This is a genomic window from Maricaulis parjimensis (genome assembly GCF_016817355.1).
In the GTDB taxonomy this organism is placed as follows: Bacteria; Pseudomonadota; Alphaproteobacteria; order Caulobacterales; family Maricaulaceae; genus Maricaulis; species Maricaulis parjimensis.
In genome coordinates, this window is the sequence record NZ_JADOTT010000001.1 from 751,151 (window position 1) to 777,598 (window position 26,448).

Below are 26,448 nucleotides of genomic sequence, written 5' to 3' on the forward strand. Positions count from 1 at the left end.
GCTATTGCGCCGGACGGATCAGTTCTGCCATGGCAGAGCGGGCTGCGTCCGGACCACCGGCGGCAATCGCGTCGAACAGGGGCCAATAGTCCTGCGACGGGTCCATCTGGCTCGCCAGGCTGTGCAGTCCGGCCATCACGGCATTCCCGGTTGCCGCCAGCAGGGCGGCGTGGAAGTCCTGAGCGGCCTGGCCGCGGTCTGCACTGCCCATCGCTCCGCGTTCCATCCGCATGAGGCTTTCCCGCATGGCCGTAAGATCGGCCGGTGACCGGCGCTGGGCCGCGAGCGCGGCCATTTCCGGTTCCAGGGTCAGTCTGAATTCATCGACTGCCCGCAACAGGTCGGGATCCGGTGTTCCGGACAGGCACCAGTCCAGCACATCCCGGTCCAGCAGCGACCAGCGCGAAGGCGGCAGAATGCGTGTGCCGGTGCGTGGCCGGGCCTCCACCAAACCCTTGGCTGACAGGGTGTGGATCGCTTCCCGCAGGGCGCTCCGGGACACTTCCAGCTGTCTGGAAAGCTCAATCTCGTTGGGGAGGGTTTCGCCGGGGCGGTAGCGGCCTGACGTTATGGCAGTGCCCAGCACCCGGACCAGCGCTTCCGGCCGTTTCAGGGTTTTGCCGCGCTGGACCTGCCCGTCCGGTGATGCAGAATTGCGGGGCTCCATGGCCATATCCTGTGGGGTGAGCGCTTTGCGGCCCGTGATCGCGGTCTAGCTGATCCGCTGTTGGCCTGTCCACCGAAGCCGGCGCTTCAACTGGTCGGCGGGCTGGATTTGTGCTTTATGTTAGGGGTAACATTGCTGCAGACTTCGAGGGCTGCCCGGAACTGGGCGCCGGGGGATGGGGAAGGCATGACCGACGCGCCAACTTATCTGGTCGCCGATATTGGCGGCACGAATGCGCGCTTTGCGATTGCGCGCGGTTCCGTGGCTGACGGGTTCGAACTGCACCATATCCGGCATCTCAAGAATGAGGATTTCGACCAGCTTCGCGATGCGGCCCTGGCCTATCTGGAAACCTGCCGTGCCGAGCCGCCCCGCCGCGCCTGTTTTGCGGTGGCCTCACCCATCACGCCCGGCCGGATCCAGCTGACCAATGCGGCCTGGAGTTTCACGCCGTCCGATCTGGCCGGCACGCTGGGGCTGGAACACATTCTGCCCGTCAATGATTTCGCAGCCCAGGCGCGGGGTGCGCCGCTGACCCCATCAGCGGACCTTGTCCTGATCAATGAGGGGACGGAGCGTCCTGAGGCGCCCCGGGCCGTGCTGGGGCCGGGAACCGGGCTGGGTCTGGGCTTGCTGGTGCCGGATGGTGATCGCCTGCGGGTAATCGCGACCGAGGGCGGGCATGCCGGTTTCGCGCCGCGGACCGCGCTGGAGGTGGAGGTCTTCAAGGATCTCGCGCGCGAGTATGAATTCGTGTCCTGGGAGCGGCTGCTGTCCGGACGAGGCCTGCTCAACCTGCATCGCTCGATCTGCCGGATCGAGGGTGTGGAATGGACAGGTGACCGCCCGGAGACGATCACCCGGACCGCCTTGAAGGATCCGGACTCCCTGGCGGCGCGCGTGGTGGATCTGTTCTGCTGCCTGCTCGGTGGCTATGCCGGCGATGTCGCCGTGCTGACCGGTGCGCGCGGCGGGGTCTATCTGGGGGGCGGCATTCTGCCCAAGATCCGCCCCCTGCTGGAAAAGAGCGCCTTTCTCGACCGCTTCATCGACCGGGAGCCGATGTCCGGCTACACCCGGGACATTCCCATCCGCCTGATCTGTAGCGATGGCGCTGCCCTGCGCGGCGCTGCGGCGCTGGCTGAACAAGGATATCAATAGCATGGCTGTAAGCATGAAAGAGCTGGTCGATGCGGCCAGCGTGATCCCGGTACTCACCGTCGGTGAAGTCGCCCATGCTGCGCCGCTGGCCAGCGCGCTGAAAGCCGGTGGCCTGCGCGTGATCGAGATGACCTGGCGAACAGAGGCCGCGCTCGATGTTCTCAAGGCAATGAAAGCCGCCGAGCCGGACCTGATTGTCGGCATGGGCACGATCCGTTCACCGGAACAGGCCCAGGCCAGTATTGATGCCGGAGCGGACTTCCTGGTTTCGCCGGGCCTGTCGCCCAGCCTGTCCGATTTCCTGCCCGATTGCGGCATCCCGGTCCTGCCGGGTGTGGCAACGGCGGGCGAAGCCATGTCGGCGATAGAGGCCGGTTTTGAAGTGCTCAAATTCTTCCCGGCGGAACAGGCCGGCGGACTGCCCTATCTGAAATCCCTGCATGGCCCACTGCCGGACATCCGCTTTTGCCCGACCGGATCGATCACGCCGGAAAAAGCGCCAGACTATCTGGCGCTGCCCAATGTCGTCTGTGTCGGTGGGTCCTGGATCGCGACCAAGGCGATGGTCGAGGCGGGCGACTGGGCCACGATCAAGGCCAATGCCCGGCGTGCCGCCGCCATGGGCTGATCCCGAATTGGCGAACCATGTTTTCGGGATCGCCATACCGGATTAATTTGACAGGGCCTTGCAGGCATACCCAGTATTGGAAACGCGCCAATAAACAAAACCAGCGCGCCGATACCGGGAGGACAGCTTGCAGACAGATACGAACGTGGCGCCCAAGGCGCCGCGCCTGAAACAGTCGACCATTTTCCTGCACGGATCGCTGGCCCTGCCGCTGGCCGTTTATGGCTACCCGCTCGCCATCTGGCTGCCCGCCCATTATGCCGGGCATCTCGGCCTGTCCCTGTCTGTGATCGGCCTCATCATCATGCTGGCCCGGTTCACCGATGTGATCACCGACCCGCTGATGGGCGAAATCTCCGACAGGGGACGTACGCCCATCGGGCGCCGCAAACCCTATATCCTGCTCGGCGCCCCCTGTTTGATGGTCTCGACCTGGTTTCTCTTCGTGCCCCCGGAGGGCGCCGGACTGGTCTATTTCCTGATCTGGCTGACCCTGTTTTTTGCCAGCGCGACGATGATCCAGATTCCCTTCCGGGCCTGGGGTGCTGAACTCTCTTCGGATTATCACACGCGGACCCAGGTGACCGCGGCGCGCGAGTTCTATTATCTGGGTGGCCTTCTCCTGGCGGCCGCCGTGCCCATGGTGATCGAGATTCTCGCCGATGGCGGCGCGGTCAGCCAGATTTTCTCCTCCATGTGGCGGGACATAACCGGGGCCTTCACAGGCGGCATCATGGAACGCACGCCGTCCAACCGGGCCGCTCTGACCGGACCGGTCATGATGGGACTGGCGGTGACCATCGCCATCCTCGTTCCCCTGCTGAGCCTTCTGATCGTGACGAGTGTTTCCGAGCCGCCGCCGGCACGCCGTGAACGGGTGCCGATGATCGAAGGGTTCAAGCACCTTTGGCGCAATGGACCGATGCGTCGCATCCTGATCATCGCCTTCCTGGTGATTGCGGGGGAAAGCCTGCGCAATGCGGTCTCGCTCTTCTTCATCCGCGATATCATCGGTATTCCAACAATCGGCGCGGCCTATTTCCTCTATTTCATCTCCGGTATCGCCGCGATCCCCTTCTGGCTCTGGCTGGGACGCAAGATGGGCAAGCACAAGGCTTTCATGGTGACGCTGGGCTTTGTCAGCGTTGTAAGCGCCTGCAACCTCCTGCTTGGCCATGGCGATTATCTCGCCTTCTTCTGCCTTTTCCTGCTGAAAGGCTTCGCGTTCGGCGGTCTGCAATTTCTGCCACTGGCGATGCTGGCCGATGTTGTCGATATCGACAGCGCCCGCTCTGGCGGCCGCCGTGCGGGCACCTATTTCGCAGTGCTGGGCTTGGCCGAAAAACTGGCTGTCGCGATCTTCACCGGTCTGGCCCTGAACATTGTGGGTCTGCTGGGTTATCACGCCTCAGCGGGCGTGGACGGGTCCACCGACACCGGCGTTCTCTCGCTTCGCTTGGTCTACTGCCTGGGTCCGATCGTGCTCTACGGGCTCGCGGCACCGCTGATCTGGTCTTATCCGCTGACACCTGTGCGTCACGCCCGGCTGAATGAACGCCTGGAGCGCCGCAATGCGCGGATGACGGCGCCGGGTCAGGATGAAGCCGGACATCCGGTGACATGATGCCACGGGTTGAGAATTAATCGCAGACTGGAAAGACGGATTTTCTGTCCTACTTCGTGCAAGCACAGTACCGACGCTATAGAAACGCCCTGTTTCTGCGTGCTGGGAGGCTTGTTTGACGCTGCGATTGTCCAATCTTGGTGTGGCCCTGAGCTGCGCTTGTGCGCTGGCCGTATCGGCTTGCGGTTCCGATGAAACAGCGGCCCGCTCCGGTGCCTCTGCCGGTCAGGAACGCATTCGTGTCGTCACCCAGTCGGTCCGTTTTGAGCGCGAGCGAACCGATGTGGAATCCGTCGGCACGGCGCGCGCCCGGGCGACGGCCCAGATTTATCCGGAAACCGGTGGCGTCGTCACGGCGGTCCCTTTCTCCGCCGGGCAGCATGTGGAAGCTGGGGATCTCCTGCTCCAGCTGGAAGACCGTGAAGAACGCCTAGCCGTGAATCTCGCCCGTGTGGCGGTGCAGGAAGCGGAGCAATTGCTGGCCCGCTACCGTCGGATCGAGGATACGGGAGCGGTTTCCGCCAGTCAGATCGATGAGGCCCGGACCGCGCTCGACTCGGCCCGGATCGAGTTGGAACAGGCCGAGATCGCGCTTGAGGAACGGGCCGTCCGCGCACCCTTCGCCGGCAATGTCGGGCTGACGGATATCGACCCGGGTTCCCGCGTCACGGCCAGCACCGCCATTACCCAGATCGATGATCGCAGCGTGCTCTATGTCGATTTCGAAGCGGCGGAACAAGTGTTCGGCTATCTGGCGGTTGGCGACAGCATCACGGTCGCGCCCTTTGCCAATCCCGATGCGGTGGTGGAAGCCGAGGTCGTGGCTGTGGACAGCCATATCAATCCCACGCGCCGGACCTTCACCGTTCGCGCCTTGCTGGACAATGCCAGCGACGGTCTGCGTCCGGGCATGAGTTTCCGGGTCAATTTCACGATTTTCGGTCAGTCCTATCCCCGTGTGCCGGAGTCGGCGATCATCTGGGGGGCTTCCGGCTCCTATATTTGGTCCGTCGAGGACGAGCAGGCCGTACGCGTGCCGGTCAATATCGTCTCCCGCCTGGACGGCCATGTCCTGGTGCGGGGCGAGATTTCAGCCGATGCCCGCATCATCACAGAGGGCGTTCAGAAGGTTCGCGAGGGCAGTCTGATCGATGACTTGGCCGCTGACCGCTCGTCGGTTGTCACGGGTGGTGGGCCGATCGCTGCGGATGAGACGCGATGAGCCTGGAACGCAATGACCTTCCTGCCCTCGCGGTAAAACGGCCGGTCCTTGTGGCCGTGCTCAACCTGCTGATCATTATCGGCGGACTGGCCGCCCTGTTCGGGGTTGAAGTCCGAGAGCTTCCGGATGTCGATCGGCCGGTTGTTTCGGTGACGGCCCAATTCCCCGGCGCGGCGCCGGAGACCGTGGATGCTGAAGTCACGGCCATTCTGGAAGGTGCGGTGGCCCGCGTTTCCGGCGTGCGTGAGATCGACGCCCAGAGCGAGGAAAACGGATCCCGTGTCCGTATCGAGTTCAATCCGGGCGTAGATTTGGACTCCGCGGCCGCCGATGTCCGCGAGGCTGTCAGCCGGGTCACTCGGGACCTGCCCGATCGCGTCGAACAGATCCGCGTCGTGAAGGCTGACGACAATGCCCAGCCCATTGTCCGTCTCGCCGTCATGTCCGACACGCTGGACGAGGAAAGCCTGACGGCCCTGGTCGAGAACGACATCGTTCCGGAGTTTCTCTCCATCGAAGGCGTCGCCAGTGTCGATCTGTCCGGCGACCGCCAGCGCCTCCTGCGCGTGGTCATGGACCCGCTCCGCCTGAGCCGTTTCGGCCTGACGGTCGGTGACGTTGCCGACGCCCTGGCCCAGGCGCCCTTCGACGTGCCGGTGGGCAGTTTCCGGTCCGATGAGCAGCAATTGATCGTGCGGGCCGAAGCCACGGCGGCAACGCCGGAGCGTGTGAAAGAGGTGATCGTCAGCGGCACCACCCGCGTGGGTGATGTGGCCGACGCCTATTTCGCGCCCGCTGACGCCAGCAGTTTCGTGCGGCTGGATGGTCAGTCCATCATTGCCCTCGGCATCGTCCGGCAGGCGCAGTCCAACACGATGTCGATCTCGCAGGGCGTGGGGGATGTGGTCGACCGGCTGAATGCCCGCTTTGACGAAGTCACCATCCGCACCACGTCCGATGATGCCGTATTCATCGAGGGCTCGGTGCGAGAGGTCCTGACCAGCCTGGTGATCACCATCATCATCGTGGTCGCAACCATTTGGCTCTTTTTCGCCCGCTTCCGCGCTTCGCTCATTCCCTCGACCGCCATCCCGGCCGCCCTGATCGGGGCGCTCGCCGGGATCTGGGTGCTCGGTTTCTCGATCAATCTGCTGACACTGCTCGCTCTGGTCCTGGCCACAGGGCTGATCGTCGATGACGCCATCGTCGTGATCGAGAATATCCAGCGTTTGCAGAAGAAAGGGCTGGGCCGCCGCGCCGCCGCCGTTCTGGGGACGCGTCAGGTCTTCTTCGCGGTCGTGGCCACGACTGCGGTCCTGGTCTCGGTCTTTGTGCCGATCTCCTTCCTGCCGTCGACAGCAGGCCGCCTGTTCCGGGAGTTCGGTTTCGTCCTGGCCCTGGCCGTGGTGATTTCCTCCTTCGTGGCCCTGTCCATCGTGCCGGCCCTGGCGGCCCGGCTCTGGCTGCGCAGTGAAGGTTCGGCGCCGGGTTTGCTGGAGCGGATCGGCCTGTCGGTTTCGGCGGTTTATGCGCGCATCCTGGGCTGGACGCTCAATCATCCCTGGCTGTCTGCCGGCGTGATGGCCCTGGCGGCCCTGGGCGCTGTTGCCGCCTACATGTCGCTGGAGCAGGAGCTTGTTCCACAGGAGGATCGCGGGCGGATCTATGTCTTTGCGACCGGACCGGACGGGGTTGGTCTGGAATTCATGGAGCGACAGGCCGACTATGTTGAAGCCATCCTCCAGCCCTATCTCGACAATGGCGAGATCACCTCGCTGGAGACCATTATCGGCCGCTGGGACCCGAACCGGATTTCCGTGACAGCGACGCTCGCCGACTGGTCTGAGCGGGATCGCAGCCAGCAGGACATCATCAATGAACTGCGCCGCCCCCTGTCGGACATTCCGGGCGTGCGCGCCTCGGTTTTCGGACGTGGCAGTCTGGATGTGCGGGGTCGCAGCCGCGGTGGAATCCAGATTGCGCTGACCGGCCGGGACTATTCCGAGATCTATGAGGCTGCGCTCCTGATGGAGCGGGAGATCGACACGAATTCGCGCATGTTCGCCAATCCGTCCATCTCCTACCAGCCGACGCAGCCGCAATTGTCCATCCAGATCGACCGTCGCCGGGCGGCTGATCTCGGTGTGCCACTGAGTGAGCTGTCCATGACCCTGCGCGTGATGGTGGGCGGGGATGAGCTGGTCGATCTCAATGTCGGCGACCAGTCGATCCCGATCTTCCTTGAGTCGACCAATGACGCGATCGATGACCCGTCGGATCTACAGAACCTCTATGTCCGTTCGACCTCGGGCGAGCTGATCCCGATCTCCACACTGACCACGATTGTCGAGGAAGGCGTGGCCGCCGAGCTGAACCGGACCGAACAGCGACGCTCCATCGAGCTGGAAGCGGATATCGCGGCCGGGGTCGCCCTGGCGGATGCTGTGGCGGAAATGAACCGTCTGGCTGACGAACTCCTGCCGCCGGGGATCGAGATCATCATGCAGGGTGAGGCGCGTACGCTGAACGAAACCTCGCGTGACATGACGATCACCTATCTCTTTGCACTGGTCATCGTCTTCCTCGTACTGGCCGCCCAGTTCGAAAGCGTGACCAGCCCGGTTGTCGTCATGCTGACCGTGCCCTTTGGTCTGGCTGCAGCGGTCTATGCGCTTTTCCTGACGGGCGTGTCGCTGAACATCTTCTCCCAGATTGGCCTCGTCATGCTGATCGGTCTGATGGCGAAGAACGGGATTTTGGTGGTCGAATTCGCCGACCAGCTTCGCGCGGAAGGTAAGTCGGTGCGCCAGGCCATCGAGGAGGCCGCCATCATCCGCCTGCGCCCGATCACCATGACGCTGATCTCAACCATCCTTGGCGCCTTGCCGCTTATCCTGTCGTCCGGCGCAGGTGCAGAGGCGCGGGCTTCGATCGGCTGGACCGTGTTCGGCGGACTGGCCCTGTCCGGTCTCTTCACCCTCTTCCTGACACCGGTCATCTATCTGGGCATTGCCCGTTTCGGCAAACCGCGTTCGGTCAATCTGGCCGAGCTCGAGGCAGAGCTGGAACGTGCTGAAGCCGACCCCGAAACCGGTCATCCGGCGGAATGAGTGTGATGCGCAGCCTGTTTGTCCTTGCCCCCGTTTTCGCTGTGTCGGCCTGTGTGGTCGGGCCGGATCATGTCCCGCCCCAGCCGGACCTGCCGCCTGCCTATTCTGCGCCAGCGCCCGAAATCGACGCATCGCCGGAGCTCTGGTGGCGGGGTTTCGAAGACGCCACGCTGGATGACCTGATCGCTCAGGCCCTGGACGGCAATATCGACCTGGCCATAGCCCGTGAGCGTCTCGCCGAGGCGGACGCGGTGCTGGAAGCCGCGCGGGCAGGCCTGCGCCCCAGTCTGGATGCTCAAGCGGACGGCACCGGATCGACGGTTCTGACGGGCAGCGGAACTGCCGGCACCAGCGCTTCGTCAGGCCTCGTTTTCGGCTTCGTGCCGGACCTTTTCGGCGGCCAGCGCCGTCGCATTGAACAGGCTCAGGCGCAGCGGGATGCGTTGGACTTTGACCGTGCCGATATCGAGCGGACCACGGTCGCGGCGATAGCCGGGCGTTATATCGACTGGCAGCGCAGCCGGGCCCGGCTCGACCTGCTGGACACCTCCCTGGCCCTGCAACAACAGACGCTCGATATCGTTGAACGCCGCGCCGAAGCCGGTCTGTCCGCTGATCTGGATGTCCAGCGTGCTGCAGCCGATCTGGCCTCCACACGGGCGCAGAAGGGCAATCTGGATATTGCCCTCGCCGAAGCCCGGCATGATCTGGCCATTCTGACCGGCCAGGCCCCGACGGGCTGGGACGGGCTGCAGGACGTGCCGGTCTACATCCCCGATTTCGCGGGCGGACCGGAAGCCGGAGTGCCGGCCGATATTGTCCGTCAGCGCGCCGACCTTCAGGCCGCTGAGCGGGAGCTGGCCGCCGCCAGCGCCGCGATTGGTGTGGCTGAGGCCGAACTCTATCCCGCCCTGTCCATTCCCGGCCGGATCACGGGTGATCTGGGCTCGGCCGACCGCATTGTCAGCAATGTCGTGGCCCAATTGGGGCTCGCCCTTTCCGTGCCGCTGATGGATGGCGGAGAGCGCCGCGCAGATGTTCGCGCCGCCGAAGCCCGTGCCCGCCAGGCTGCGCTGACCTATCAGGCCCTGTTGATCGATGCGCTGGGCGAGGTGGAAACCGCACTGGTCAGTATTGATGCGATCGAGGCGCGGTCGGTGGAGCTCCAGCGCGCGGTGACGGCGTCGGAACAGGCCTTCGACCAGCTCAACGCGCTCTACCGTGAAGGCCTGGCCAGTTTCATCGACATTCTGGATGCCCAGCGCACCCTGATTTCCAGCCGTCAGTCGCAGCTGGAAAGCCGGGCGGATCACGCCCAGGCCATCATCGATCTCTATCGGTCGCTGGGCGCGCCGGTCACTCCCTGACTCACTCCCGGCCCGGGTCCAGCGATGCCGACTTGATCAGCGCGATGAGTGTCTCGCCGGTCGCCAGCTCTAGGTCCTCAGCGGCCGACCGGGTGATGCGCGCCATCAGGACCTGGCCGTCCAGGTCTAGGGACAGATCGCAATAGGCGCTCCCGGCCACATCCCGTATCGCGGCAAGGCGGACCGGGATCTGGTTGCGGATGGACAAACCCTCCAGCCGGGTCCGGGCAATCGCGACATCGCGGGTGTGGATGAGAAGGCGCAGCGGCGCGCCTTCCGGAATATCCGACAGGCCCGGCAGTTCGATCTGGGCCTGTCCCAGCGAAACGCGACTGAGTTGACGTGTTTTGTCGTGCGCGCTGAGCCGGCCTGTCACCAGGACGCATGGATCCGGGGCGTTGCTGTCCTGTTGGGCAAACCAGTCATTGACCGGCATCAGCGTGCCGGTCCGGCCTGACAGGATCGGCAGGGCATGGTCGGCAAGCTGGGCCGTCTCCGAGAGGCTGTGGCTGACATGCAGGGCCGGCAGTTCATGATGGTCCAGCAACGCTCTCAGCCCTGGAAGCAAGCGGTTGCGACGGGCCGCGTCCAGTGCGGAGAAAGCCTCGTCCAGGATCAGCAGGCGGGGCCGGGACGCCAGCGCCCGCCCCAAGGCCACGCGTTGGCGTTCGCCGCCGGACAGCGAACGCACGGACTGGCCGAGAAGTCCGTCCAGATCCAGCAGGTCTATGATCTCCGGCTGTGACGGGCCCGGCTGGTCCGGCGCGGCGCGCCGGGCGGCATAGGCCAGATTGCCAGCGACATCGAGATGGCTGAAAAGCCGCGTGTCCTGGAACACCATGCCGATCCGGCGCGTGTATACCGGTCGCGTCCGATGTCCGGACATCCAGACCTCATCACCCAGCCGGACCTCTCCGCTCACATTCCGGTCCAGGCCGGCCAGGGCGCGCAAGAGGGATGTCTTGCCCGCTCCGCTTGGCCCGCTGATCGAGGTGACGCCCGACAAGGGGATCCGCCCCTCTGCCAAGAGCCGGAAATTTCCGCGTTGGGCGGTGAGGTTGAAGTCCAGCACACGATCAGCCATGGCCGGGCATCCGGCGGTTCAGCAGATAAACCAGGCTCAGGACGAGCAGGGAGAGCAGGACAAGTCCGGCGGCCAGTGCATGGGCCTCGTCATAGCGCAGCGCTTCGACATGGTCATAGAGCGCGATCGACAGGGTGCGAGTCCGTCCCGGGATATTGCCGCCCACCATCAGCACGACACCGAATTCGCCGATCGTGTGGATGAAGGTGAGAATGCCGGCCGTCAGAGAGCCCCGAACCGAGAGTGGCAGGACCAGGCTGAAGAATCGGTCCAGCGGAGAAGCGCCCAGGCTGGCCGCGGTCTCCAGCTGATCGCGTCCGACCCGTTCGAACGAGGACTGCAGAGGCTGCACCATGAAGGGCAGGGAATACAGGATGGAGGCAATGACCAGTCCGGCAAAGGAAAAGGTGAGGGTCTCGCCGGTCAGCCTGACCCAGAAATGTCCGATTGGCGCGTTCGGGTTCAGCAGGATCAGCAGATAGAAGCCGATCACTGTCGGCGGCAGGACGAGAGGAAGCGCAGTGATTGCTTCGATCACCGGTTTCAGCCGGTTGCGCGTGGTGGCCAGCCACCAGGCCAGGGGTGTGCCCAGCAGAAAGAGGAGCAGCGTCGTAACGCAGGCCAGGGCGAGGGTCAGGATGATGGCCGATCCGGTCGCGCTCATTCCCCGTCACCATAGCCGTGGTTGTGCAGAACCTGCGCCGCGGCAGGGCTGGTCAGGAAATCCATCCAGGCCTCCGCCGCCGGATTGCCGGACCCGCGCGTCAGCAGGACGGCATCCTGCCGGATGGGGTCATGCCAGCCGGAGGGTATGGGGTGGGCGGCAGCGGGGCGAACCAGGTCAAGCTGGGATCGTGCGATGAAGGCCAGGTCGGCATTGCCGGTACTGAAGGTCACCAGTGTCTGGGCAATGTTCTGACCCCGGATCATCTGGTGGGGCGGCAAGTCCGTGTCCAGACGTGTGAGGACCTGTTCCGCGGCCCGGCCATAGGGGGCCAGATCTGCATTGGCCAGCGCCAGCCGAGTGACATCCCTCGCCTCCAGCCGGGCGAGCGGGTCATCGCTGCCCTGCCGCGACGAGACCAGGACAAGCCGGCCGATCGCATATGTGCGCAGGCTGTCGGCCTCAGCGAAACCGTCATCAACGAGCGCGGCCGGCCGGGCCTGGTCCGCAGCCAGGAAGACATCGAAAGGGGCGCCGTGGCGGATCTGGGCATAGAGCGCGCCAGTGGAGCCGGTGGCCAGGCGGACGGTGTGACCCGTCTTGCTCTCGAACCGTTCTGCCAAGGCTTCAGCCGGACGGGCGAAATTGGCCGCCACGGCAATGAGGACCTCATCGCAGGCACCACGCGCCGCGCCGCCCAGACAAAGGGCCATCGCAAGGATCAGGCTGGCGAGTGGTTTCATGCCGGGCAGATGAGCCCAGCCCTCCATCCGGTGCAAGTCCCGACTTCGTGCGCGGATTGTGAAGGATCAGGCGGCGAGCCGGTCTTGCAGGGCACGCGCCGTCATCGGCGGGCCATAATACCAGCCCTGGAGATAGTCGAAGCCCAGCAGGCACAGCATGGAGGCCTGGGTTTCGGTCTCGACACCTTCGGCCACCATGTCGAGATTCATGGCATCGCCGAGCAGGGCGAGCGCCTGCATCATCTTGTTCGGGCCATCGCCCTTGCCGATCGCCGACACGAAGGTGCGGTCCACCTTGATTTTCGAGAAGGGCAGCATGTGCAGATAGCCCATGGAGGCGAAACCGGTGCCGAAATCATCGAGATTCACGCGGAAACCGGCTTCGTGGAATTCCATCAGACGCTGTTTGGCCTGTTCAAAATCATCCACCAGCACGGTTTCCGTCAATTCCAGCTCGACCTGGCTGGCGGACATGCCGGCCGCTGCCAGGGTTTCTAGATAGCGCGCACACAATTCCGGATCATGCAGCTGAACCGGTGAGAGATTGATCGAGACCGAGTAGTCGGCATTGGGGCCGATATCGGTACAAACGCTGTCGACGACGAAATCGCCCAGCTTGCGGATCAGGCTGGAGCGTTCCGCGACCTTGATGAAAACATCCGGCGGTACCGCGCCGCGCGTGGGATGTTCCCAGCGCAAAAGGGCTTCCACCGAGGCAATGGAACCGTCGGAGGCGCGCACGATGGGCTGGTAGACAACGCGGAATTCGCGACGTTCCAGGCCGGCTTCGATGTCCGCTTCCATCGTGCGGTGCTCGGCCTGTTCCAGGCCCAGGCTCGCATCATAGCAGAGCGGATGGTCGAGCTGGTCGGCCTTGGCACGATACATCGCCAGGTCGGCGTCATGGATGAGTTCGGGGAAACCCTTCACGGCATCCGGCCGCGACCAGGCAATGCCAATGGCGGCGCCGATCTCGAACTGGCGGCCGTTGAATTCGAACCGGTCTGACAGGCTGTCGGTCAGGGCCCGGGCGATCGGCAGGGCCTGGCTGGCATGGGCTTGGCCGATCAGGGCACAGGCAAATTCATCGCCGCCGACCCGGGCCACATGGACACCATCGGGAAGGGCCGCGCGGAATTTCCGGGCCACGCCCTGGATAACGGAGTCACCGGCGCGGTGGCCCGCCTTGTCATTGACCGATTTGAACCCGTTGAGATCGATATAGATGACCGCCGCAGCGCCTTCCGCAGCAGCCTGGCTGGCGGCCTCGCTTTCGGTAAACTGGGTGAAGCCAAGCCTGTTCGGCAGGCCGCTGAGACTGTCTGTCGTGGCGGCGCGAACGGCGCGCTTCTCATTGCGCTCGGCGCGCCGTGCGAGAGAGCGGGCCTTGTGGACGATGACCTGGGCGGCAATGAAGAAAGCCGCGATGTAGAAAACCAGCGGCAGGAAGGTGAAACGCAGCGTGTCCATGCCCGGGCGCGACGGCGTCCAGGTCAGGGCCACGGCGGAATGCCCCAAATGGTCGACGGCCTCCATGATCGGGCCTTCAAACCCGTCCGGCTCGGTCACGATGGCAATGTCCGATACCAGAAAGCGCGATGCCATGTCGGTGGCGAAGGCCTGGTCAATCCGTGTGCCGATGATCAGGACCGGATCATTCATCGGATCGGTTGCAGAGCGGTCATCATACTCACCGACAACGGTCGCCGACGCGATATAGGCATACCCATTGAGGTAGAGCATGTGGCTGCCGATGAATTCGTCTTCCTGATAGGCGGCCGCCAGATCGGCGCGGATTTCCGTCAGCTGTTCTTCAGAAAGAAGCTTGGGCAGCGGTGTTTCGCCGCTGTCGCGGTGCCAGGACAAGGCATAGGCATTGTCCTTGGAGGCCATCACGACAAAATCGAAGCCGAGGTGATCGGAGAAGGAGGAGGCCATGCTCACGGAAAGTTCGTCGACGGCGCGCTGCTCCAGAAGCTCGCGGGCGTAGGACCACCAGCCGTAATCAGCGACCCAGGTTTCATTGTGGTGGATGGCTGTTTCGATGCCGGCTGTCAGCAATTGCCGGTCGGTCCGCGCGGCATTGCGGTTCAAGGCGCCCACAAAGAAATAGATCATCAGGACAGACGCGATCAGGCTGATCAGCGCTGCCACATTGATGAAGCGTCCCAATTGAGTGTCGAGCGTTCGGCTCATCCTGCCCCGATCCCGGTCCAATGCAATCGAACCGCACGATGACAGGCTTTGGTAAAGACGCCGTCAGCAAGCCTGCATAAAATTTACACGACCTGAGAAATTCTGAAAGTCAGTGTAAAAACAGTATATTGATGGTGTTACGCACGGGCGGTTCCGGGCTTTTCATAGGTGAATTGGCCCACATCAATGCGGCCCGTGTCGAAACCGGCTTCGCAATAGGCGAGGTAAAGGCGCCAGATCCGGTCGAACCGGTCATCAAAGCCCAAAGGCTTGATGGCAGGCCATGCGGCCGAATAGCGCGCGTGCCAGGCTTCGAGCGTTCGCGCATAGCTCTTGCCGAACATGTGGGTATCAACGGGGACGAGACCGGCCCGGCGGGCTTCGCTGTCGAGGCGGCTGGGCGGCGGAAGAATGCCGCCGGGGAAGACGTATTTCTGGATGAAGTCGACGGAGTGGTAGTATTGCGCGAACAGGTCTTCGCGAATGGTGATGACCTGGAGCGAGGCGCGGCCACCAGGCTTCAAACAGGTCATCAACTGGTCGAAATAGATGGACCAGTGGGCTTCGCCGACGGCCTCAAACATCTCGATCGAGGCAATCGCGTCAAAACTTTCCTCGACATCACGATAATCCTGCAGGCGGATGTCGGCCTTGTCGCCCAGGCCGGCCGCGTCGAGGCGGGCAATCGCATAATCATGCTGTTCCTGGGACAGGGTCAGACCGGTCACACGGCAGCCGAAATCCCGGATGGCGATCTCCGCAAACCCGCCCCAGCCACAGCCGATCTCCAGAACATGGTCGCCGGGTTTCAGCTGGAGGCTTTCGCAAATCCGGCGGTATTTCCGCGTCTGGGCCTCTTCCAGTGCATCCTGCTGAGTGTCGTACAGGGCAGAGGAATAGGTCATGCTCTCATCGAGCCATTGCGAATAGAAGGCGTTCCCCAGATCGTAGTGGAAAGCGATATTGCGCCGGCTGCCCTTGCGCGTATTGGCATTGCGCCAATGCTGGAAGCGGCCCAGTAGCCGGCTGGGGCCGCGCTTGCCTTGGGCGGCTTCAATATCATCAAGTTCGTGGGACAGGGCTTTCAGAAGTCCCCGCAAATCATTCGTTTCCCACTCCGCATTGATGAAGCCTTCCACAAAGCCCAGCGTCCCGGAGCTCGCAATCCGCAGCAGCGCATTCCATTTGTGGATGGTCCAGTCGGCGCGTACTTGTGCTGAGCGAGGGCCGCACTCAAACCGGTAGCCGCCTGGCAGCGTGATCCGCAACCGGCTTTCCGTCAGGTCTGCCAGGGCGGATCTCAACCGTTCGCCGGCAAAACGTTGCAGGCGGCTGGGTGCGTTCGGAAGGGAGGCAGGGCTTCCCGTCTGGTAATCCATCACAAACTCTCCGGCATAGTGTCAGTACTTCCCCGGCGCGGTGCGAATGTCGGCAATCCCTTCAGGCGAAGGCGCAAGGCCTCCAGCAGGATACCAAAAACCGTGGTGATTGTATTCGCCGGAATGGCCCGCAGGGCGCGGGCGGTGGATTGTGTCGTCAGGGGGCGGGCGCGGGCGAGGTGGACAGCGCCCATTACGCATTCCCCGTCCCGAAAGAGCTGGATGCCCAAACGCAGACTGTTCGCATCGCGGTCCAGACGGAAGCGGTACTCGCCCTCAACCGGGTTGAACGGGGACACGAAGAAGGCTTTCGGGCAGGCAAATCGCAAACTCCCGGTCGTTTCCGGGTCGACCGGAAACGCATAGGCATGGCGTCCGCTGTGAAAATTGGAGACTTCAAACAGAACGGCCCGGAGCTGGTCAGCTTCGTCATGGCAGAAGAAGACGCTGACCGGATTGAACACCAGGCCCAGCCAGCGTGGGGCGGCCAGCAACTGGATGCGGCCGGGCTTGAAGCCGATACCTTCGCGTTCCAGGACCGCGCACACCCAGTCGCGCAAATCGGCTCCGGGGGCACCATGGTCCCGACGAAAATGGCTGAGCAGGTTGAACCGGTCGAAGGAAAACAACCGGCTTTGACGCGAAGCGCGGTGAGGCCCGTCGATATCGGCCAGAATGCTCATCGCGCGGTAGCGCAAGGCGTGCCGCACCGGATGGTGCCGCATATGGGCGATATCGCCGACATAGAGTGAGGCCGGAAGAGGCGTCATTCTGCGGCCACAGGCACCGGCTGAAGACCCGGCTGGGCGGGCTGGTCACACCAGGGAATGCGTCCCGTTGCACCCGTGCGGCCCCAAGGGCGTTCCGGCGCGCCGAGCGCCTCCGCCACAGCCAGGCCGGACTGGATACCATCCTCATGGAAGCCCGATCCCAGCCAGGCACCGGCATACCAGGTGCGGCGATGGCCTTGGACAGTGCGGAAATTCTGCTGCGCCTGGACCGCGGCCGCATCGAAGACGGGGTGGTCGTAATGGTCGGTGTGCAGCACCAGGGCCGGATCCGGCTCGATCTCGGGATTGAGCGTCACCAGGACCGGGGTGTCGGTCGCCAGCGGCTGCAGCGCATTCATCCAATAGGTCAGGCTGATCCGGGAGGTCCGGTCTGCGACGCGCTCGCTTTCCAGGTAATTCCAGGCGGCCCAGGCCTTTCTGCGGCGGGGCATCAGACGGGTATCGGTATGCAGGACCGCCGTGTTGGGCCGGTAGCGGATCGCGCCGAGAAGCCCCTGCTCCAGCGTGTCCGCATCAGCCAGAAGGCCCAGAGCCTGGTCGCTGTGGCAGGCCAGAACGACCTGGTCGAAACGGGTTTCGCCCTGGTCCGTGCTCAGGGTCACACCCGCCTCATCCCGCACGATCTTGCGGATTGGCGTGCCCGCGCGGATATCGCCCCGGAAGGCATTGGCCAAGGCGCGGACATAGACCTGGCTGCCGCCGCGCACAGTCCGCCAGAGCGGGCGCTGTGTCAGTTGCAGAAGGCCGTGATTGACGAAGAAGCGGAAGAATGAGCCGGCCGGATAGGCCCGCATCTGTTCGACCGGAGACGACCAGATCGCGGCACACATCGGCAGGATGTGGTCCTCACGGAAGCTCTCCGAATAGCCTTCCGCCTTTAGGAAATCATCGAGGGAACGGTGTTCGGCTTCCGGATCGATGTGCCGCGCTTGTTCATGCAGGCGCAGAAGATCGCGCAGCATCCGCCACATGCGGGGGCGCAGGAAATTGCGCTTCTGGGCAAACAGGCCTGCGGGGTTGGAGGAATACTCGAAGCTTGCCCCGTCCAGCGAGGCCGAGAAGGACATGTCCGACGGTGCGCTTTCAACGCCGAGATGGTCCAGGAGCGGCGTGAAATTGGGATAGTTGAGCGGATTGAAGACGATGAAGCCCGTGTCGACATCGACAGCCTGGCCCATGATCTCCGCACGCACCGTATTGGCGTGGCCGCCAAGTCTGTTGGCCGCTTCAAACAGTGTCACGTCGTGGCTTTTCGACAATTGCCAAGCGGCCGACAAACCGGCGATCCCGGATCCGATGACAGCGATTTTCTGGACAGCGACTGGTGACATTTCGGCTCCGATCCGGACGAAGGTGTGTGTCAGGCTTACGCTGCGGCGCGCGCGACGGATCACCGCAAAAAGGATGAAGCGGGTGACTGATCCGATCCGGCACTGGCGTCGTAAGCGAGAACATGTACGCTGCTGCCCAAATCCAGCCCGCCAGGGCGCGACCCGCTTCGACCGAGATCAGAAGGGTGCGAATGACGCAAGACAGTGAGCGTGCACGTCCGGCCTCCCAGGCCCGTGCCTTCGCGGCTCTCATGCAACGTGTCGGGCAGGAGCGGGATCGGACGGCCTTCGGGCAATTGTTCGAACACTTCGCGCCCCGCATCCGGACTTTCCTGCTCAATCGGCGGGTGGTTCCGGCGCAGGCCGATGATCTGACCCAGGAAGTCATGCTGGCCGTCTGGCGTCGCGCGTCGAGCTATGATGCGTCCAAGGCGGCGGTGACGACCTGGATCTACACGATCGCCCGGAACCTCCACATCGATCATTTCCGCAAGACGGTACGGGCGGGAAAGATGGATGAGCAGGACCCGATCCTGCAGCCGGAGCCCGCACCCGAAGCCGATGACCTGCTCAGCCGCTCCGAGGATGTGGACCAGGTCAGCCGTGCGCTGGCGGATTTGCCGGACGATCAGAAAACCGTGCTGGAGCTGGCCTTCGTGGAAGGCCTGTCGCACAGCGAAATTGCAACCCGTTTGGACCTGCCCCTGGGCACGGTGAAATCCCGTGTCCGCCTGGCCATGTCCAAGCTGAGACTATCCCTTGGAGACGAGACATGACCCGGCGTGGCAACGTGCTGGAAGACAGTTGGTACCTGGATTACGCAGCCGGTAATCTGGAAAGCAAGGCGCATGATGTGATCATGGCGTCGCATGTGGAATTGTCCGATGAGGCGCGCGAGCGCGTCCAGACCCTGGAACGGGTTGGCGCCGCGCTGATGCCCCAGGCCTCGGCGGACACGCTCGGCTTTTCGGCCGATGATGTTCTGGCGCTCGATATGGGCGAGGTGGAAACACACCTGCCCGAACCGGCGAATGATGCCGATCCGGACCTTCCCCTGCCAGCGCCCCTGACGGACTGGATGCGGGAGACCGGCACTCAGGTGAAGTGGAGCTTCCTGGGCCCGGGCCTGTCCAAGGCCATTCTCTGGCGCGGTCCGAACGGCCAGCGTCTCTGGCTGCTGCGTGCCCAGCCGGGTGTGTCGATTCCCAATCACGGGCATAACGGGTCGGAATTGACCCTCGTCCTGAAGGGCTCGTTCTGGGATGGCGAGACGCAATATCGGCCGGGTGATCTGGAAGAAGCGCATGCCGGAGTGGAGCATGATATCCGGATCGATGATGCGGAAGAATGCGTCTGCCTGGCGCTCACAGAGGGCAAGCTGCGCTTTGATAATCCGCTGCTGAAACTCTTCCAGGTGTTCACCGGGCTCTAGAAAACCGGCTGGCGCGACATGACGCAGTTGTGCCCAAGCGGCATGCGTCTATTCTGCGTTTGCGCTACCATTGCGGTCGCGACGTGTCGTCAACAGCCGGAACGCCTCTGACCATGAGCGTGAAAACACGGGCCAACAAGCAATCGGGCGCCACCATCAAGGACGTCGCCCAGCATGCCGGCGTGTCGGCCATGACCGTGTCCCGCGTGCTCAATGCCGAGCCGAATGTGCGCGAGGCGACGCGTGAGCGCGTGCAGGAAGCGATCCGTGAGCTCAATTACCGACCCAATCTCTCGGCCCGGAATCTGGCGCGCGCGAACACCTATTTCATCGGTCTTCTCTACGATAATCCCAGTGCCGGCTATATCAGCGAGCTTCTGATCGGGGCGCTGAACCGCTGCCGCAAGGCGGGCTATCATTTGATGGTGGAGAGCTGTGGCGCCGCCGAGCAGGACTGGGAAAGCGCCATCGGCGACATGCTGCGCACGTCCAATTTCGACGGTGTCATCATTCCGCCGCCGGTTTGCGACAATGAAGCTGTCCTGGCCGCTGTCGATGCTGCCAATCTCCCGCATGTCCGGATTTCCCCGGACACGTCCCGCGAGACGTCGCCCTGCATCGTGACCGATGACCGCACAGCCTCGCAGCGGATGACGGAATATTTGCTGGAACTGGGTCATCGCCGGATCGCTTTCATCCGGGGACCGGAAACCCATGGCGCCAGCCGCACGCGTTTTGACGGGTATTGCGATGCCATGAAGGCGGCCGGGCTGGAGCTCGATCCCGCCTTGATCGCTCCGGGCGAGTTCACCTACCGGTCCGGTCTGGAGGCCGCTGATGCGCTGTTGTCGGCCGAACCGCGCCCGACGGCGATCTTTGCCTCCAATGACGATATGGCCGTGGCGGCCATCGCCATGGGCCATCGCCATCAGCTTGATATTCCCGGCGATCTCACTGTGGTCGGGTTTGACGATACCCAGACAGCCACGGCGATCTGGCCGCAGCTCACCACGGTCCGCCAGCCGATCGCGACCATGGCGGCCGAGGCGATCGAGATGCTCGCTGACCGTCTGGACCGGCAGCGCTCCGGTGATGACGCAGCCGGTGAAGCCCGCCGGGAGATCCGCTCGGAGCTGATTGTGCGCGACTCTTCGGCACCGCCGCCTGCGGGCGGCTAGCGCGTTCCCCTTGCGGCGCAGGGAGTCGCCCGACTAGATTGGCGGACGGATCAGGACATGCGTCTTCTGACAGGTTCGGCATGGGGGAGTGCACGGCATGAGTGAATGGCAGGACCAGCCGGAACTGGACATGGCGGCGGTGTCGACGCTGGTCGCCGCTGTCGGCAAACCCGTCTTCGATGACATGAAGGGGCAGTTCGTTGCCGACCTGTCGCGCCTGGTGGAAACCTATGGCACGGCCCATTCCGGCGGGGATGACGGGGAAGCCCGGGCGATGGCGCATGCGCTCAAGGGGGCTGCGTCGAATATCGGCCTCAAGCGCCTGGCGGCCCTGGCCGCAGAGCTTGAGCGTGGCAATGACCAGCATGCCGCTGAATTGACCGCCGTGCTGGAAGGGTCTGTTCGCCAGCTCGAGGCTGCGTGACACTCAGGCGGTGAAAGGAGGCCGGCATGGATTTCAAGGCACAGACCGAAGCGGATGCGGTCATCGTCACTCTGAACGGTGTCCTGACATTTGATGATCACGAGACATTCCGGGGCGTGGTCACGGCGATTGTTGATGCGAACGTCTCCACCGCCATTCTCGACCTGTCCGGCCTGACCATGATCGACAGTGCCGGGATCGGCATGCTGCTGCTGGCCAATGACCGGGCGACCAAACAGGACAAGACCCTGCGCTTGCGGGGTGTGACAGGACATGTCGCCAAAGTCGTGGAATTGTCGCGGCTGGAACAGCTCATCCCGATCGACTGAGATGACCGGGCACAGCGATGACGGGGCGAGAGACGCCGATGACGGGGTCATTCATGCGGCCCGCATTCTCATCGTTGATGATCTGGATTCCTCGCGTCTTCTGATCGCCCAGCTTCTCAAATCGGCCGGCTTCCACAATCTGCATTTTGCCGAGGACGGTGCGTCGGCACTGGCGAGCCTCTCCGAGGCCCTGCCGGACATGGTCGTGCTTGATATCGTCATGCCCGGCATGGACGGGTTCGAAGTCTGCCGCCGTATCCGGCGGGACTTTCATCGGGATATGCCGGTCCTGATGCAGACCGGCATGCAGGATGCTGATTACCGGCTGCACGCTTTCGAAGCGGGCGCGTCGGACATCGTGTCCAAGCCGATCGATGCCGGCGAGCTGGTGTCACGTGTACGCCTCCACCTGGAACGCCGGCGCCTCATGTCCAACCTCCAGGTCTATCGGCATCGCATGGAGGAGGACCTGCGCGTTGCCCAGGCCATGCAGCACTCCCTGCTGATGACCGAGGCGGATGTCGAAGCAATCGTCGCGCCGCGCCGCGCGAGTTTGTCCACCTTCTACCGGGCGTCGAACACGCTTGGAGGAGATCTCTGGCAGGTGTTTCCGGTCGATGCCACGCGCTTCGGCCTCTTCATGGTGGACTTGTCGGGACACGGCGTGTCGGCCGCCATCAATGCCTTCCGGGTTCATATGCTGGCAGGGCGGATGTCGGATCTGGGATCCCGGCCGGACGCCTGGATGCGCACGCTCAACCTGATGCTGGTGGACATGCTGCCGGTGGAGCAGTTCGCGACGGCATTCTACGGTCTGGTGGATATACCGGCCCGGAGCTTGAAGTACGCGGCGGCCGGTGCGCCACCGCCGCTTCACTTCAGCGCGGAAGGGAATTGGACAGCCCTGGATGGCTCCGGCGTCCTGCTTGGATGCAATGCCCGCGCGGAGTATCCGGTGCGTGAATGCCCGCTGGGTGAAGGTGATCGCCTGTTCGTTTACAGCGATGCGCTCTACGAGAATTTTGACAATCCTGACGCCTCGCTCGAGGCGGATGCGCTGGCAGACGCAGTCCGGACCGTTTTGCCCCACACCGGAAATTTTGCCGACAATCTCTTGAGCCGTTTGTTCGGCGCCCCGGATGCGCCCTTGCATGATGATCTGACCTGGATGCTGATGGAGGTTCAGGCATGACCCGGCATCGCAAGGACCGCATCTGGCTGGCTTTGACGCCCGGTAAGCTGGCCCAAACCCTCGTCAGCGTGCTGGAGAGCGAAGCCGGAGACCGCGTGACCGCCGGTCCGGATATGCCGGCCGGCAGCGAGATCGGCATTGTCGTGGCGGATCAGGAACATGCCCACGCGATTGCTCTGGCGCATGGCAAGGCGGCGGACTCCTTCCAGTCGGTATTGATCACGCCGCGCCCGGATGCCGCCGGCGAAGCGGATTTCATCCTGACGCCGGATGTCGATCCGGCGACCCTGGTCGCAATCGTCCGGATCGCCCGGGATTTCCAGGAGGAAGTCGCTGGCTTGCGATCGGATGTGGCGTCGCGCCGGTCGGCGGTCGGGACCATCATGTCCGGCCAGTTCGAGTTCCGGACGCTGGAAGAAGCGCGCAATCTCGCCACCATGCTGGCCCTGGCCTGCCCGAATTCGGATCTGGTGGCCGTCGGCCTCCAGGAATTGCTGGTGAATGCGGTCGAGCACGGCAATCTGGAAATCGGGGCCCAGGAGAAACAGGACCTTCTCCTGACCGGGGAATGGCGGGCCGAGGTTGAAAAACGTCTCGCCGATCCGCGGTACGCGCACCGGCGCGTCATCGTCAATTTCAAGCGGGGCCGCCGCATGATTTCCCTGACCATCCAGGATGATGGGGAGGGTTTTGATCATTCCGCGCTTGATGCTGAAGAGGGGGCCACGACCGGCTATCGCGGGCGCGGCGTGGCCTTGGCCCGTTCCCTGTCTTTCGCCTCCGTGACCTATCTGGGTAGCGGCAATCTGGTCGAGGCGACCATCCTTCTGGACGGGCAGACTGCACAAGCCTGACGGCGACGCGAAACTTTCATTGGAAATCCGGCGGCACGGGCATTAGGCCAAGCCTGACGCATGATGTGAGGATGTTGCCGTGTTGAAATTCCTGTCCCGCTGGGCCCTGGCGGCCCTGGTCCCGAGTGTTCTGGCCCCGGCTGCGCTGGCGCAGCCCGATCCGATGACGGCCAGTCAGGACAGCTGGGAACGGGCGCAGGCCGAGGCCGTTCGCCGTCAGGCCGTCGAGGTCCGGCCGCAACAAGCGCGCAATGTCATTCTCTTCATCGCCGACGGGATGAGTATTCCGACCATTTCCGCCGGTCGAATCTTTCTCGGCGAACACACCGGCGCAGGGGAGAGCCAGACGTACGTCTTTGAGGGGTTTGACCAGACGGCTCTGGTCCGGACCTATAACACCGACGCCCAGGTCGCGGATTCCGCCAGTACGGCCACAGCCCTGGTGACCGGTTTCAAGACGCGGACCGGCGCTGTGAGTGTCTTGGCGAGCCAGGGTTTCGAGGCTTGTGCGCCAGGCGCCCGTTTTCCGTCCTCGCTGGCCGAACTCGCTGAGCGCCGGGGCCTGGCGACCGGTGTGGTCAGCACGGCCCGTCTGACCCATGCCACACCGGCGACGATGTATGCCCACAGTCTCAGCCGCAATTGGGAAAGTGATGCGGACCTGCCGGAGATGGCGCGGGACGCGGGTTGCCAGGACATTGCGTCCCAGCTGATTGCCTTTGCCGAAGGTGACGGGATCGAGGTCGCCATGGGCGGCGGCCGCCGTAATTTCCTGCCGGACGGAGCGGGCGGCGAGCGCGAAGATGGCCGGGACCTCACGGCTGAATGGTCGGGTATCGTTGTGCAAGACCGTACGGCGCTCATGGCTGTTGCGGCCGATGATGATGCGCCGGTCCTTGGCCTGTTCAATGATGATCACATGTCTTACGAGGCGGATCGCGCGGCAACCGACGAGCCCTCACTCGCCGAGATGACGCGCTTTGCGATCGACCGTCTGTCCCGCAATCCCGATGGCTATGTTCTCATGGTCGAGGCCGGGCGCGTTGATCATGCCCATCACATCACCAATGCCTATCGGGCCCTGACAGACATGGAAGCCTTCAATGCGGCGATCACCACGGCTCTCGACCATGTCGACTTGGACGAAACCCTGGTCATCATCACCGCAGACCATGGTCACACCATGACCTTTGCCGGTTATCCGGCGCGCGGCAATCCGATCCTCGGTCTTGTGCGCCGGTCCAATCCTTTCCGGCCGGGCAGTGAGCCGGAGCTGACCCTCGATGTGACGGGACGCCCCTATACGACCTTGGGCTATCGCAATGGCTCGAATGTGCGCACGCCGGACAGTCCGGCCCTGGACGAGGCCGATACGGTGCATCCGGATTATCGTCAGGAAGTTCTGGTGGGGCTGGAAGACGAGACCCATTCCGGCGCAGATGTTGCCCTCTATGCGACGGGGCCGCGCTCGCACTGGTTCTCCGGCTCGCTTGAGCAGAACACGATCTTTCATCTGATCCAGGGTGCGCTGGGTTGGCAGAGAGATGCCGGTGACTCGGGCGAATCGTCGCAGGAATAGAAATATCTTGCTGTTCAGCTAGGGTTCAGCGGGTCCTTCGTCTAATCTTCTCATGCTGGACCGGAAGGTGCGGATCGCAGGGGGCGATCCCGACCGGTCAGGCAGGCTCTGGGAGGGGTCCTGAGATGAGAAGTTTACTGGCAGCCCTTGTTTCCGTTGCAGCCGTGTCCGTGCCGGCCATGGCGCAGGATTACAGCGCGACACCATCCTATGGCAGCGTCAATCTGAGCTCTGGCTTCGCGCCGGACCCCTATAATGTCCAGCTGACCTCCGGCGGCGTCCGCGCGGCCAGCAATATTTCGAGCAGCTGCCGCGGCTGGATCGCCAATGCGCCCGATTTTTCGCTTTATTACGAGGCCGGCTCGACCTTTGACCTGACCATCGGTGCGGTGTCGAACTCCGACACCACGCTTGTCATCAACGGTCCCAGCACAAACTGGTATTGCGATGATGACAGTGGTGAAGGCCTCAACCCGTCCATCACCTTCACCAATCCGCGGTCCGGCCGGTACGACATCTGGGTCGGCTCCTATCGCGAAGGTGATTATGCCAGCGCCACCCTGTCCATTTCCGAACTGGGCCTGGCGGGCGGTTCTCCGAGCGGGGGCGGCAATTCCTATGGCGGGATCGACTGGTCCCTGCCGGCCAATTTCGGCAGCGCCTCCCTGCGCGGCGGCTTCGCGCCGGACCCGTACACGGTGAATGTCGTTTCCGGTGGCGCCTATGCCGCTTCCAGCATTGACTCCTCCTGCCGCGGCTGGGTCTCCGGGGCTCCGGACTTTGAACTGTCCTTCTCGGCTGGCTCCCTGCCCCTGACCATTGCAGCCATGGCCAGCGGTGACACCACGCTTCTGGTGAATGATCCGAATGGCAATTGGTACTGCAATGATGATGGTGGCGAAGGCCTCAATCCGCTCCTGACCTTCTCCAACCCGGCATCGGGCACCTATGACATCTGGGTCGGTTCCTACAGCGAAGGCCGCAATATCAACGCCACCCTGTCCATTTCCGAACTGGGCCGCACCTCCGGTGGCGGCGGTGGTGGGGGCGGTGGCTCCTACGGCCGGATCGACTGGTCCCTGCCGGCCAATTTCGGCAGCGTCTCCCTGCGCGGTGGCTTCACGCCGGATCCGTATCGGGTGGACATTGTCTCTGGCGGCACGCACCAGGCCTCCGAAGTCCGCAGCGGATGTTCGGGCTGGGTCTCTGCAGCACCTGATTTCGAACTGACCTTCTCGCCGGGTTCGCTGCCGCTGATCCTGTCGGCTGCCTCCAGCGGTGACACGACCATCCTGGTCAATGATCCCAACGGCAATTGGCACTGCAATGATGATGGCGGCAATTCCGGTCTCAACCCGGCGCTGACCTTCCACAATCCGGCAGCCGGCACCTATGACATCTGGATCGGGTCCTACCGCCAGGGCCAGAATCTGAATGCCTCCCTGTCGATTTCCGAGCTCTACAGCGAATAGGATTTCGCCCGACGAAAACCG

General features: G+C 63.5%; 23 protein-coding genes. 15 read left to right on the forward strand and 8 right to left on the reverse strand.

From position 1 onward, the window contains the following. Window position 1: 1 nt before the first annotated feature. Window positions 2-667: a FadR/GntR family transcriptional regulator gene (locus I0K07_RS03390; protein ID WP_203291312.1), complete on the reverse strand. Its 666-nt coding sequence runs from the start codon at window positions 665-667 to the stop codon at window positions 2-4. 186 nt (window positions 668-853) lie between these two features. Here I0K07_RS03390 and glk point away from each other — a divergent pair, with 186 nt between their 5' ends. The 6 genes from glk to I0K07_RS03420 all read left to right on the forward strand — a co-directional run bounded on the left by glk (window position 854) and on the right by I0K07_RS03420 (window position 9,779). Next, on the forward strand, window positions 854-1,828 hold the full coding sequence (gene glk, locus I0K07_RS03395) for a glucokinase (RefSeq protein ID WP_203291314.1): 975 nt from the start codon (window positions 854-856) through the stop codon (window positions 1,826-1,828). 1 nt (window position 1,829) lies between these two features. Beyond that, window positions 1,830-2,456, forward strand: a complete 627-nt coding sequence (eda, locus tag I0K07_RS03400) for a bifunctional 4-hydroxy-2-oxoglutarate aldolase/2-dehydro-3-deoxy-phosphogluconate aldolase (protein WP_203291317.1) — start codon at window positions 1,830-1,832, stop codon at window positions 2,454-2,456. Window positions 2,457-2,583: 127 nt separating this feature from the next. Continuing rightward, complete coding sequence (locus I0K07_RS03405; protein ID WP_203291319.1) at window positions 2,584-4,080, forward strand: MFS transporter; 1,497 nt, start codon at window positions 2,584-2,586, stop codon at window positions 4,078-4,080. A 115-nt stretch (window positions 4,081-4,195) separates the two neighbouring features. Next, complete coding sequence (locus I0K07_RS03410) at window positions 4,196-5,302, forward strand: efflux RND transporter periplasmic adaptor subunit (RefSeq protein WP_203291321.1); 1,107 nt, start codon at window positions 4,196-4,198, stop codon at window positions 5,300-5,302. After that, complete coding sequence (locus tag I0K07_RS03415) at window positions 5,299-8,412, forward strand: efflux RND transporter permease subunit (protein ID WP_203291323.1); 3,114 nt, start codon at window positions 5,299-5,301, stop codon at window positions 8,410-8,412. Before I0K07_RS03410 ends, I0K07_RS03415 begins: the two co-directional genes overlap by 4 nt. Before the next feature lie 5 nt (window positions 8,413-8,417). After that, window positions 8,418-9,779 carry an efflux transporter outer membrane subunit gene (locus I0K07_RS03420; RefSeq protein WP_238934482.1) on the forward strand — a complete coding sequence of 454 codons (1,362 nt, stop codon included), beginning with the start codon at window positions 8,418-8,420 and terminating at the stop codon, window positions 9,777-9,779. A 1-nt stretch (window position 9,780) separates the two neighbouring features. On the opposite strand, the gene modC is transcribed toward I0K07_RS03420, so the two are convergent. The 7 genes from modC to I0K07_RS03455 form a co-directional block, all read right to left on the reverse strand. Then, window positions 9,781-10,863 carry a molybdenum ABC transporter ATP-binding protein gene (modC, locus tag I0K07_RS03425; RefSeq protein ID WP_203291327.1) on the reverse strand — a complete coding sequence of 361 codons (1,083 nt, stop codon included), beginning with the start codon at window positions 10,861-10,863 and terminating at the stop codon, window positions 9,781-9,783. After that, complete coding sequence (gene modB, locus I0K07_RS03430) at window positions 10,856-11,527, reverse strand: molybdate ABC transporter permease subunit (protein ID WP_203291329.1); 672 nt, start codon at window positions 11,525-11,527, stop codon at window positions 10,856-10,858. Before modB ends, modC begins: the two co-directional genes overlap by 8 nt. Then, on the reverse strand, window positions 11,524-12,297 hold the full coding sequence (modA, locus tag I0K07_RS03435) for a molybdate ABC transporter substrate-binding protein (protein ID WP_203291331.1): 774 nt from the start codon (window positions 12,295-12,297) through the stop codon (window positions 11,524-11,526). The genes modB and modA overlap by 4 nt, the downstream gene beginning before the upstream one ends. Window positions 12,298-12,336: 39 nt before the next feature. Beyond that, the gene (locus I0K07_RS03440) at window positions 12,337-14,466 is read right to left on the reverse strand and encodes a putative bifunctional diguanylate cyclase/phosphodiesterase (RefSeq protein ID WP_203291333.1); all 2,130 of its coding nucleotides are present in this window, start codon (window positions 14,464-14,466) and stop codon (window positions 12,337-12,339) included. Between the two features lie 137 nt (window positions 14,467-14,603). Then, a complete protein-coding gene (locus I0K07_RS03445) occupies window positions 14,604-15,845 on the reverse strand; it encodes an SAM-dependent methyltransferase (protein ID WP_203291336.1) in 1,242 nt (413 codons plus the stop codon). Then, window positions 15,845-16,615, reverse strand: coding sequence for a DUF1365 domain-containing protein (locus I0K07_RS03450; RefSeq protein ID WP_203291337.1), 771 nt, complete (start codon window positions 16,613-16,615; stop codon window positions 15,845-15,847). Before I0K07_RS03450 ends, I0K07_RS03445 begins: the two co-directional genes overlap by 1 nt. Continuing rightward, complete coding sequence (locus I0K07_RS03455; RefSeq protein WP_203291339.1) at window positions 16,612-17,967, reverse strand: NAD(P)/FAD-dependent oxidoreductase; 1,356 nt, start codon at window positions 17,965-17,967, stop codon at window positions 16,612-16,614. The genes I0K07_RS03450 and I0K07_RS03455 overlap by 4 nt, the downstream gene beginning before the upstream one ends. A 191-nt stretch (window positions 17,968-18,158) precedes the next feature. Here I0K07_RS03455 and I0K07_RS03460 point away from each other — a divergent pair, with 191 nt between their 5' ends. From I0K07_RS03460 to I0K07_RS03500, 9 genes are all read left to right on the forward strand, one after another. Continuing rightward, entirely contained in the window at window positions 18,159-18,743 is a 585-nt protein-coding gene (locus I0K07_RS03460; protein ID WP_203291341.1) for a sigma-70 family RNA polymerase sigma factor, read from the forward strand. Beyond that, complete coding sequence (locus I0K07_RS03465; RefSeq protein WP_203291343.1) at window positions 18,740-19,399, forward strand: ChrR family anti-sigma-E factor; 660 nt, start codon at window positions 18,740-18,742, stop codon at window positions 19,397-19,399. Before I0K07_RS03460 ends, I0K07_RS03465 begins: the two co-directional genes overlap by 4 nt. A 113-nt stretch (window positions 19,400-19,512) precedes the next feature. Next, the gene (locus I0K07_RS03470) at window positions 19,513-20,577 is read left to right on the forward strand and encodes a LacI family DNA-binding transcriptional regulator (RefSeq protein WP_203291345.1); all 1,065 of its coding nucleotides are present in this window, start codon (window positions 19,513-19,515) and stop codon (window positions 20,575-20,577) included. 97 nt (window positions 20,578-20,674) lie between these two features. Next, the gene (locus I0K07_RS03475) at window positions 20,675-21,001 is read left to right on the forward strand and encodes an Hpt domain-containing protein (protein ID WP_203291347.1); all 327 of its coding nucleotides are present in this window, start codon (window positions 20,675-20,677) and stop codon (window positions 20,999-21,001) included. A gap of 26 nt (window positions 21,002-21,027) precedes the next feature. Beyond that, window positions 21,028-21,330, forward strand: a complete 303-nt coding sequence (locus I0K07_RS03480) for an STAS domain-containing protein (protein WP_203291349.1) — start codon at window positions 21,028-21,030, stop codon at window positions 21,328-21,330. A gap of 1 nt (window position 21,331) precedes the next feature. Further along, window positions 21,332-22,522: a PP2C family protein-serine/threonine phosphatase gene (locus I0K07_RS03485; protein WP_203291351.1), complete on the forward strand. Its 1,191-nt coding sequence runs from the start codon at window positions 21,332-21,334 to the stop codon at window positions 22,520-22,522. After that, window positions 22,519-23,376, forward strand: coding sequence for an ATP-binding protein (locus I0K07_RS03490; protein ID WP_203291353.1), 858 nt, complete (start codon window positions 22,519-22,521; stop codon window positions 23,374-23,376). Before I0K07_RS03485 ends, I0K07_RS03490 begins: the two co-directional genes overlap by 4 nt. 79 nt (window positions 23,377-23,455) lie before the next feature. Continuing rightward, window positions 23,456-24,955 carry an alkaline phosphatase gene (locus I0K07_RS03495; RefSeq protein ID WP_203291355.1) on the forward strand — a complete coding sequence of 500 codons (1,500 nt, stop codon included), beginning with the start codon at window positions 23,456-23,458 and terminating at the stop codon, window positions 24,953-24,955. 125 nt (window positions 24,956-25,080) lie between these two features. Beyond that, window positions 25,081-26,427, forward strand: coding sequence for a hypothetical protein (locus tag I0K07_RS03500; RefSeq protein WP_203291356.1), 1,347 nt, complete (start codon window positions 25,081-25,083; stop codon window positions 26,425-26,427). Window positions 26,428-26,448 lie beyond the last annotated feature (21 nt).